The sequence below is a fragment of the uncultured Caballeronia sp. genome (assembly GCF_964243625.1).
Lineage (GTDB): Bacteria > Pseudomonadota > Gammaproteobacteria > Burkholderiales > Burkholderiaceae > Caballeronia.
In genome coordinates this window covers 1-10,295 of record NZ_CAXTGZ010000143.1, presented here as the reverse complement: position 1 = coordinate 10,295, position 10,295 = coordinate 1, and the positions used below count along the sequence as shown (strand labels likewise).

General features: G+C 60.0%; 9 protein-coding genes, 1 pseudogene and 1 riboswitch. Of the genes and pseudogenes, 8 read left to right on the top strand and 2 right to left on the bottom strand.

Going from position 1 to position 10,295, the window contains the following annotated elements:
• From ACFFAR_RS12280 to ACFFAR_RS12270, 3 genes are all read left to right on the top strand, one after another.
• Window positions 1-300: flagellin (locus tag ACFFAR_RS12280; protein ID WP_375507939.1), on the top strand; the 300-nt coding region annotated here is incomplete at its 5' end.
• A 181-nt stretch (window positions 301-481) separates the two neighbouring features.
• Window positions 482-2,011 (top strand): flagellar filament capping protein FliD, encoded by a 1,530-nt coding sequence (gene fliD, locus ACFFAR_RS12275; RefSeq protein WP_062168749.1) that lies wholly within the window; start codon window positions 482-484, stop codon window positions 2,009-2,011.
• A gap of 12 nt (window positions 2,012-2,023) precedes the next feature.
• Window positions 2,024-2,323, top strand: a complete 300-nt coding sequence (locus ACFFAR_RS12270) for a flagellar protein FliT (RefSeq protein WP_061998260.1) — start codon at window positions 2,024-2,026, stop codon at window positions 2,321-2,323.
• A 142-nt stretch (window positions 2,324-2,465) separates the two neighbouring features.
• Here ACFFAR_RS12270 and ACFFAR_RS12265 read toward each other — a convergent pair whose 3' ends face one another.
• Entirely contained in the window at window positions 2,466-3,476 is a 1,011-nt protein-coding gene (locus ACFFAR_RS12265) for a sodium:calcium antiporter (RefSeq protein WP_375507938.1), read from the bottom strand.
• Window positions 3,477-3,576: 100 nt separating this feature from the next.
• A riboswitch (yybP-ykoY riboswitch) is annotated at window positions 3,577-3,745 on the bottom strand.
• A gap of 252 nt (window positions 3,746-3,997) precedes the next feature.
• Between ACFFAR_RS12265 and ACFFAR_RS12260 the strand changes: the two genes are divergently transcribed.
• Window positions 3,998-5,584 (top strand): ABC transporter substrate-binding protein, encoded by a 1,587-nt coding sequence (locus ACFFAR_RS12260; protein ID WP_062168745.1) that lies wholly within the window; start codon window positions 3,998-4,000, stop codon window positions 5,582-5,584.
• Between the two features lie 52 nt (window positions 5,585-5,636).
• Here ACFFAR_RS12260 and ACFFAR_RS12255 read toward each other — a convergent pair whose 3' ends face one another.
• Entirely contained in the window at window positions 5,637-6,716 is a 1,080-nt protein-coding gene (locus tag ACFFAR_RS12255) for an MBL fold metallo-hydrolase (protein WP_174362818.1), read from the bottom strand.
• Between the two features lie 111 nt (window positions 6,717-6,827).
• On the opposite strand from ACFFAR_RS12255, the gene ACFFAR_RS12250 reads away from it, so the two are divergent.
• From ACFFAR_RS12250 to ACFFAR_RS12235, 4 genes and pseudogenes are all read left to right on the top strand, one after another.
• A complete protein-coding gene (locus tag ACFFAR_RS12250) occupies window positions 6,828-7,280 on the top strand; it encodes a MerR family transcriptional regulator (RefSeq protein WP_174362819.1) in 453 nt (150 codons plus the stop codon).
• A gap of 86 nt (window positions 7,281-7,366) precedes the next feature.
• A complete protein-coding gene (aceK, locus tag ACFFAR_RS12245; RefSeq protein WP_174362820.1) occupies window positions 7,367-9,169 on the top strand; it encodes a bifunctional isocitrate dehydrogenase kinase/phosphatase in 1,803 nt (600 codons plus the stop codon).
• 30 nt (window positions 9,170-9,199) lie between these two features.
• The gene (can, locus tag ACFFAR_RS12240) at window positions 9,200-9,985 is read left to right on the top strand and encodes a carbonate dehydratase (RefSeq protein WP_062168736.1); all 786 of its coding nucleotides are present in this window, start codon (window positions 9,200-9,202) and stop codon (window positions 9,983-9,985) included.
• Window positions 9,978-10,295: pseudogene (locus ACFFAR_RS12235) on the top strand (acetyl-CoA C-acetyltransferase); the annotation flags it as partial. The gene can and the pseudogene ACFFAR_RS12235, both read left to right, overlap by 8 nt.

Sequence of the window (10,295 nt, the reverse complement as noted above, 5' to 3'; positions counted from 1 at the left end):
ATCGACATCAGCACGACGAACGGCGCATCGAGCGCTATTGAATCGATCGACAATGCGCTGAACACCGTCAACGCACTGCAATCGCAACTGGGCGCTGTCCAGAACCGTTTCAGCTCGGTAGCCACGACGCAGCAAGCACAATCGACGGACTTGTCGTCGGCTCAATCGCAAATCACCGACGCGGACTTCGCGCAGGAAACCGCGAACCTGAGCAAGGCGCAAGTGCTGCAGCAAGCAGGTATCTCGGTGCTGGCACAGGCCAACTCGCTGCCGCAACAAGTACTGAAGCTCCTCGGCTAAGCATTTTGGCCGACGCAGTAACCGGCGCGCACCGCTTACAATGCGCGCCGGGTGAAACACCCGCATCACAGCGGTAGTGGCAGCAAAAAGAAGCAAAAAAACCGCTGGGAGGCTTGCCTCCCAGTTCGCGTTTCCGGAATTTATCGAGCGTTTTCCGGCCCACGCACGAACGGAGCAATGCATGAGCACGATATCTACATCGTCAACCGGTTCAACCGTTGACCCGAACAGCGCGGTCCAGCAGGCCGCACAGTCGATCATCAGCGGCTCGACCGGCTCGACCATGGACGTGAACTCCCTGGTCACCGCGCTCGTCAATTCGAAAATCGCGGGCCAGACGGACACTCTCAATAGCAAGACCACCACGGACAACACGCAGGTCACGGCGCTCGGCACGCTGAAATCGGTGATGTCCCTGCTGCAGACGTCTCTTTCGGCACTCTCGGACGGCACGACGCTCTCTGCCTTCACGGCGACCGGCGACGGCAAGGGCATCACTGCGAAGGGCACCTCCGGCGCGGTGGCGGGCTCCTATTCCGTGCAGGTCTCGAATATCGCGACATCGCAGTCGATTACCTCGGGCGCATTCAAGTCGACCGATACGCTCGGCACCGGGACCATGACCATCTCGGTCGGCGGCAAGAACATGTCGATCCCGGTCACGTCGGACAACAACACGCTGTCGGGCATTGCATCGGCCATCAATTCGGCGTCCGGCAATCCGGGCGTGACGGCGGCCATCGTGAACGGCACGGACGGCGCGCATCTGGTGCTGCGTTCGTCGTCCACGGGTGTTTCGAACGGGATCAATGTCTCGATCTCGGGGACGGCATCGGGCGACGCGCTGAACAACCTCGCCGTGACCTCGGGCACAGCGTCCGCGCCCGCAAGCAGCTCGGAAACGGCCGGCAATTACACGGGCTCGGTGACCACGGTTGCATCGGGAAACTGGACGCAGAGCGTAGCCGGAGAAGACGCCAACTTCTCGATCGCGGGCACGCCCGGAACCAGCGCCAGCAACACGATCACCACGGCGCTCAGCGGCGTTTCGATGACGCTCGATTCCACATCGGTCGGCACCACGCAGACGCTGACCGTCGCGCCCGATACGACCGGACAGGCAACGGCCATCAACGCCTTCGTCACCGCGTACAACAACTACATGAGCACGGTCCAGTCGCTGACATCGTTCGACTCGACCCAGGCAGTCGGTTCGCAAGGGGGCGCGCTGCTCGGCGACTCCATGATGAACACGATCCGCAACACGCTCTCGAGCGCCATCAGCGGCGCGGTCGGCGCGGGCTCGTCCGCGGTCAATCTCGCGTCTATCGGCATCACGCTGCAGCCGGACGGCACGCTCAAGACCGATTCCGATGCGCTCACCGCCGCGCTCAGCAGCGATCCGCAAACCGTCGCGAAGTTGTTCAATTCGACTAACGGCGTTGCCGCGAACATGAACAACGACCTGACGTCGTTCCTTGCGACCGGCGGCATCATGGATACGCGCTCGACCGCGCTGACCGCCGACCTGAAAAGCCTGAGCGACCAGCAAACGGCACTCACGGCATACGCCGCGCAGTTGACGACTTCGTACAACGCGCAATTCACGGCGCTGAACACGCTGATGTCGCAATCGACAAGCAACGCCAGCTACCTCACGCAGTTATTCGGCGGCACGGACAGCGCGGGCGCACTCGCGACCAACAAGTAAGGGAGCAAAGCGATGAACCAGCAAGAACTGATCGCGCAGGCGTGGGCGCTGACGGAAGCCATCGAAAATGCAGCCGCCGATAACGACTGGCCCCGCGCCGCCGAACTCACGCAAACGCGTTCGCCGCTCCTGATGGGCTTGCAAGCCGACCAGCCCGCCGATGCCATGGTCATCATCCGCCGGATCCAGGCGAGCATTGCGACGATCATGAACGTGGCGACATCGGCGGAAACGGCGTTGATGAGGAATCACCGGCAAGCGATGAACCAGGCGAGCGCCGCCAGCCGGTATCAGCAGGCAGCACGACTCTGAAGCGGCAGTGAAGAGACAACGCAGGACAACAAGAGATGCGCGGTAAGTGCGACGCGCAATGTGATTGATGCCCGCTTCGGCGGGCTTTTTTTTGCGCGCGAACTGGCGGCATGCCGAGGCGCACGCCGCTACCTGCGATGACTTACCGTCCCAGCGTCAACCCGAGATAAAGCGCGTACAGGCCGCCGTTCACGAGCAGCGCCCAAAGCACGATCCCGCCTTTTCTCGCGTTGAACCGCAGCCATGCGGCGGCGGCAAGCGTGATGAAAACGCCGGTCAGCACTTCAACGCGCGGTTCCCAGGGCGTCAGCATGATGCCGATACCCGGCAGCAACGTGCCTTGAAACACCATTGCGCCGGTGATGTTCCCGAACGCGAGCGTGTCCTTCCCGCGCCGCGCCCAGATGATGCTGTTCACCTTTTCCGGCAGTTCGGTCGCGATCGGGATGATGATCAGCGAGAGCAGCAACGCCGAAATGCCCAGCACATGCGACACACCTTCAACGCCCGCGATAAACCCCTTCGCCCCGCCAACCAGCAGTGCAACGCCGATCAGCATCTGTAGCGCAATGGTCGCAAGCGTCGTCGGCAAGCCCACATGCGCGATCAGCAGGCGCTCGGGCGCCTCGGTGCCGTGCCCTTTCTCGACCAGACTGGCCGATGCGCGAAACGTCGTAATCACATACACCACATACACGCCGACCAGGCCGACGGCGAACAACGCGCGCACGGGCCACGCGTGATGCGGGACGAACATCGCGCCGGCTGCAATCATGAACGCGCAGAGGAAGAAGTTGAGATCGCGGGTAAAACCCGTGTGTTCAGGCGTGACCAGACCCTTCAGGCCGCGCGTCTTGATCACGGCAATGGCCATCAGGCAGGTGGAAAGCGTCGCGAGCATCAGCGGCGCGCCAAGAATGGCGCCGACGCCGATTTCCTCGTTGACCGAACGATTTGCCGAGGCGCCCAGCAACGCGATGATCGGCACGGTGGTTTCAGGCAATGCCGTGCCAATGGCCGCAAAGAGCGAACCTGTGACGCCTTCGGAGATACCGAGTTTTTCGCCGAGATGCTCGAGTGCATTGGTGAACAATTCCGATGCCGCCAGAATCACCACGAGCATGAGTGCGAGTTGCAGGAAGAGCATGGTCATGCCGCACCTCGCAATGAGGGGTACTGGCGACCGCTGCGCAAGGAGAGGCTTGTGACCGGAGTGGGGTATTTTTGTTTTGGAGACACGATGATTTCACGGTCGGACGTCAGCGAACCAGGGTGCTATCCCGCGCCGTCCGACCGTGAACGACAAGATGCACCCATGGTCTCGCCAAACCTGACCGGTCGAACGCGCCACGGCATCAGCCGAGTATGTTGACGCGTCCTCCTCCCATTGCGGGAGGAAGGCTACTCCCCAAAGACGGGCATGAGTTTAGCGTGGGGCTACGGATTAGGCAAGGCGACGCAGCCGGGCGGGATCGGTCCCATATCGATATCCCCAATCGGTCGTTGTAGCGGAAATAACGTTTCAGTAAGCTACGCCGACGCGGGTTTGTTGCGCAGGACCGTGCGCCGAAGCGCGCCGTACAATAAGTCGCAACGAGTCGCAACGCTGCCTGCATCGAAAAATGACGAAAATTAACCGACTAACCGACAACAGCATCAAAAACGGGAGATTCCATGCGCTTCAGAATGCTCGCAGCCGCAGTCCTGGCCGTAATACCGATGCTCGCGATAGCAAAACCGCTTACCGTGTGCACGGAGTCGAGTCCCGACGGCTTCGATGTCGTGCAGTTCAACTCACTCGTGACGACCAATGCATCGGCGGATGTGATCTTCAACACACTCGTCTCCTACGATGAAGTCGCGAAGAAGGTCACGCCCGCGCTCGCCGAGAAGTGGGATGTGAGCGCCGACGGCCTGACCTACACGTTTCACCTGCGCCCGAACGTGGCATTCCAGAGCACGGATTACTTCAAGCCATCGAGGAAACTGACGGCCGATGACGTCGTGTTCTCGTTTGATCGCATGCTTTCGGACAGCAACCCGTGGCACAAGGTGGCGGGCGCGAGCGGCTTCCCGCACGCGCAATCGATGGGTCTGGTGAAGCTGATCAAGTCGGTATCCAAGGTCGATGACAATACCGTGAAGTTCGTGCTGAACACGCCGAACGCGACCTTCGTGCCCATTCTGACGATGGGTTTTGCATCGATCTATTCGGCCGAATACGCCGATCAATTGCTCAAGGCCGGCAAGGAAACCGATCTGAACGCGAAACCCATCGGCACGGGTCCGTTCGTGTTGAAGAGTTATACCAAGGACGCCGTGATCCGCTACGACGTGAACCCGACCTACTGGGGCGCGAAGCCGAAGGTCGACCGGTTGATCTATGCAATCACGCCCGACGCCTCCGTGCGCGCGCAGAAAATCAAGGCGGGTGAATGCCAGATCGCGTTGTCGCCGAAGCCGCAGGATGTGATCGATGCGAAGAAAGGCGGCTCGATCAAGGTCGTCGAAACGCCGGCGTTCATGACGGCGTTCGTGGCGCTGAATACGCAGAAAAAGCCGCTCGACAACCCCAAGGTCCGCCAGGCGCTGAACGAGGCATTCGATCGCACGACGTACCTGAAAACGGTCTTCGAGAACACGGCGACGGCCGCCGTGAATCCGTTCCCGCCGAACACGTGGAGCTATGACAAGCAGGTGACGCCGTACGCGTATTCGGTCGATCGCGCGAAAAAACTCCTCGCCGATGCAGGCTATCCCAATGGCTTCGATACAACCATCTGGGTGCGTCCGAACGGCAGCGTGCTGAATCCGAACCCGAAGGCCGGCGCAGAATTGCTGCAGGCGGACTTGGCGAAGATCGGCGTGAAGGCGCAGGTCAAGGTGATCGAATGGGGTGAGCTGATCAAGGAAGCGAAGCAAGGCCAGCACGACATGTTGTTCATGGGGTGGGCCGGCGACAATGGCGATCCGGACAACTATCTCTCGCCGCTGTTCAGTTGCGCCGCCGTGCGTTCGGGCATCAACTTCGCGCGTTTTTGCGACCCGACGCTGGATCGTTTGATCGATGAAGGCAAGGCATCGGCGGATATCGGCAAGCGGACCAAGGCTTATACCGAAGCGCAGCAGATCATCCACGACCAGGCGCTGTGGATCCCGCTCGGCTATCCGACCGCGTCCGCGCTGACGCAAGCCAACGTGAGCGGGTATCGGGTCAGTCCGTTTGGACGGCAGAACTTTTCGACCGTATCCGTGCAGTAAGCGTTGTTGCTCTTTGAAAAACCGGGCGCCTTATAAAAAGCGCCCGGTTTTTTCATGCCGGCGCGAAACGGATTACGCCATCGTCTTCATTCGTACGACGCACCAGTTCACCTTTCAGCCAGAGCAAGTGCAAATGCGCCAGCGCTTCGCCGAGCGCAAAGGTCATCTGATGTACATCGAGCGGACGCTTGAACATGATCGGCACAATGTCCGCCGCGCTTTGCGGCTTCGCCGCGCACGCCTCGTGCACTTCTGCGAGGCGCGCCGCGTGATGATCGCGAAGCTGCCTGATACGCGTATGCATGCCGCGAAACGGCTTGCCGTGGGAAGGCAGGACAAGCGCATCGGCGGGTAACGCTTCGTATCGGCCGAGGGATTTCAGGAACAGCGCCACCGGATTGCTCTCCGGTTCGATAGCAAACACGGACACATTCGTCGAAATGCGCGGCAAGACCATGTCCCCGGAAATCAGCACGTTGGTCTCCGCGCAATAGAACGCGCAATGTTCGGGCGAATGACCGAAACCCGTTATTACTTCCCAGTCGCGCCCGCCAATCCTGACCATATCGCCGTTGCGCAGTCGGCGGAAATGCTGCGGTATGGATGGAACGAGCTTCGGGTAATACGTATCGCGTTTGCGTAACGCTTCGAGCGATGCCGGGTCCCTCATGCCATGTCGCGCGAAGTGCTGTGCGGCGCGCTCGCCGCCTGCATCCGATCCGTCGCCGCTGGACATGACGCGGCCCATCGCGTATTCGCCGTGCGACATCCAGAGTCTTACCGGACCCCAGCGCTTTTGCTCGCCCCCATTGCAGATCCAGTCGGCGAGGCCCAGATGATCCGGATGGCAATGCGTGACGATCACACGCAAAACCGGCAAGCCGTCGAGCAACGTACCGAAGACGCTTTCCCAACTGGCGCGGATGGTTTCGTCTGAAATACCGCAATCGATGACGGTCCAGCCCTTCACGCCATCGATTTCATCGCGCATGACCCAGACGTTGACGTGATCGAGCGCGAACGGCAGCGGCATGCGTACCCAAAAGACGCCGGGCGCGACTTCCATCGCCCGGCCGGGTTCGGGAAGCCGGTCGGCGAAAACGTAATCCAGTTGTTGTTCGAGCGGATTCATGCGGGTCGGTCTCCGGGTTGTCGATTCTTGCAATGCCGCCAAGTTGACGCTAACGTTAACTTGTATTTTACAGTGGTTGTCAAAAGCCGTTCAGCGCTTCACTACTTTCAAATGACCGACACGCGTTACACCATCACCGAACTGGCTCGTGAATTCGACATCACGCCCCGCGCGATCCGTTTCTATGAGAATCAGGGTTTGCTCACGCCGGCGCGCGAAGGCACGAACGGTGTGCGGCGCGTTTATTCGGCGCGCGACCGCACGCGCCTGAGGCTGACGCTGCGCGGCAAGCGGCTCGGGTTTACGCTGTCCGAAATCAGCCGGCTGCTGGATCTCTACGATTCACCCACGGGCACCGTCGCGCAGTTGCACGCGTTCCTGGACACGATCGCGGAACATCGCGCGGTGCTGGAGCGGCAACTGGAAGACCTGAACGCGACGCTGGCCGAGCTTGCCGCGTACGAAACGCAAGGCCGTGCGCTGCTTTCGGCGAGTGCTGAAAAGCGCGCACGCAAGATGGCTGCGGCTTCTCCGGCCACGGAGAAACGCGCGAAGGCGGTATGAACGGCCGTGGCGATACAATATCGCCCGGTTTGAATGCACAGGAAGTAACGCACCTCACGCGACACCACACGAAGTGCAGGGTCGATATGAATCACTTTCCCAGATTGCTGTCGTCGCAGATTGGCTTCGATGTCGCGCAAACGCTGCTCGAAGGGTTCGATCGTCACTATCGCGTTTTCAGCGATGCTGCGATCGCGGCGAAGCATTTATTCGAAGAAAGCGACTGGCATGCGCTGCAACGCCTGGCGCGCGAGCGCATCACGTCCTACGACGATCGCGTGGAAGAATGTGTGACGCGTCTGCAGGACCAATACGACGCAGAGAACATAGACGATGAAGTCTGGCAGCAGATCAAGCTGCATTACATCGGCTTGTTGACGACGCACCGGCAACCCGAATGCGCCGAGACGTTTTTCAACTCCGTGTGCTGCAAGATCCTGCACAGGTCGTATTTCAATAACGACTTTATCTTTGTGCGGCCGGCCATATCGACGGAGTATATCGAGAACGATGAACCCGCCGCCAAGCCGACGTATCGCGCGTATTACCCAAAGAAGGACGGGCTCGCTGCAACGCTCGCGCGCATTGTCACGAACTTCCAGCTCGAGCCTGCATTTGAAGACCTCGAACGCGATGTTCAATGCGTCATGCGAGCCATCACCGAGGCATTAGGCGAGTTCGAGGCGGCACCGAATTTCCAGATCCACATGTTGTCGTCCCTGTTCTTCCGCAACAAGGCGGCGTACATGATCGGGCGGATCATCAACGACGACCTGATCCTGCCGTTCGTCTTGCCCGTGCGTCACGCGCAACCAGGTCTGCTCGCGCTCGATACGGTCCTGTTGCAACGCGAACAAGTGCTGATCATCTTCAGCTTTTCGCATTCGTACTTTCTCGTGGATATGGAAGTGCCGTCGGCGTATGTGCAGTTCCTGCGCACCATCATGCCGGGCAAAGCAAAGGCGGAGATCTATACATCCGTGGGACTGCAGAAGCAGGGCAAGAATCTGTTCTATCGTGACTTGCTGCATCACCTCTCGCATTCCAGCGATAAATTCACCCTTGCGCCGGGCATCAAGGGCATGGTCATGCTGGTGTTCACGTTGCCATCGTTCCCCTATGTGTTCAAGCTGATCAAGGACAACTTCCCGCCGCCGAAGGAGACCACGCGCGAGAAAGTCGAGGACAAGTACCGGCTGGTGAAGCGCCATGACCGGCTGGGGCGCATGGCCGACACGCTCGAATATTCGAGCGTCGCGTTGCCGTTAGCCCGTCTGGACGATGCATTGCTCAAGGAACTCAGGAAAGAAATCCCGTCGATGATCGAATACGAAGGCGACAAGCTCGTGATCCGGCATTTGTATATTGAACGCCGCATGACGCCGCTGAACCTGTATTTGCAGAACGGCACGCCACACGAGATCGAGCATGGCATCAGGGAGTACGGCGACGCCATCAAGCAACTGATGCAGGCGAACATCTTTCCCGGCGACATGCTGTACAAGAACTTTGGCGTCACGCGGCACGGCCGCGTGGTGTTCTACGATTACGATGAAATCGAATACCTGACCGATTGCAACGTGCGCCATGTGCCGCAAGCGCGCACCGAAGAAGAGGAAATGTCGGGCGAGCCGTGGTACACCGTCGGGCCGCACGATATTTTTCCGGAAACGTATGGAACGTTCCTGCTCGGCGATCCGCGAGTGCGCGACGTCTTCATGAAACACCATGCCGATTTCTTCGATCCGGCTCTCTGGCAAAAGCATAAGGAACAGATCCTCAACGGCGAACTCGCCGAGTTCTTCCCCTACGAACGCAGCAACCGTTTCAGCGTTCGCTATCCCGAGCGTTTTCTGAACGGCGCACCTGCCGCATGCGCCGCCGCATGAAACCCGCGTGACCTACCAGCACTGAATGCCATGTCAAACATCGACAACACTGAAAATCCAGACAGCAACCCGCTCTCGCATTTGTTCAACAACAACCTGCAATGGGTCGAGCGCAAACTCTCCGAAGATGCCGAGTATTTCTCTCGCCTCGCGCATCAGCAAGCGCCCGAATACTTGTGGATCGGCTGCTCCGATTCGCGCGTACCGGCGAACCAGATCATCGGCTTGCCGCCGGGTGAAGTGTTCGTGCACAGGAACATCGCGAACGTGGTGGTGCACTCGGACCTCAATTGTTTGTCGGTGATCCAGTTTGCCGTTGATCTGCTGAAGGTGAAGCACATCATGGTCGTCGGCCACTACGGTTGTTCCGGCGTGGGTGCGGCGCTCGTTGGAACGCGTGTCGGTCTTGCGGACAACTGGCTGCGTCACGTACAGGACGTACGCGACAAACACGCCTCGCTGCTCGAAGAATGGCCAATGGGCATCGCCAGGAATCGCCGGCTTGTGGAGCTGAACACGATCGAACAAACGGTCAACGTGTGCCACACGACCATCCTGCGCGATGCATGGGCGCGTGGTCAGGAAATCACCGTGCACGGCTGGACCTACGGCGTTCACGACGGCCGCGTGCGCAACATGGGCATGATGATCAGCGGGCCGGACGAGGTCGAGCCGACCTATCAGCATTGCATCGCGGCGCTGGCTCGCGGCGGTGCGCATTCAGCGGAAAACGATGTACTTGCCTCGGATGCCGCCCGTCTCGGCGATGTCCCCGCCATTGTGGAAGGTGTGATCAAGGAGCTGAAGCATGAATGATTTCGTCGCTGATCCTGTAGTAATCGTCTCGGCTGCGCGCACGCCGATGGCCGCCTTCCAGGGCGACTTCGCAAGCGTAACAGCGCCGCAACTGGGCTCGGTCGCGATCCGCGCAGCCGTTGAACGTGCAGGGCTGAAACCCGAGCAGATCGAGGAAGCCGTGATGGGTTGCGTGCTGCCCGCGGGTCTTGGACAAGCGCCCGCGCGCCAAGCTGCGCTCGGTGCGGGTTTGCCGTTATCGACCGGAAGTACGACCGTCAACAAGATGTGCGGCTCGGGCATGCGCGCGGCCATGTTCGCGCACGACATG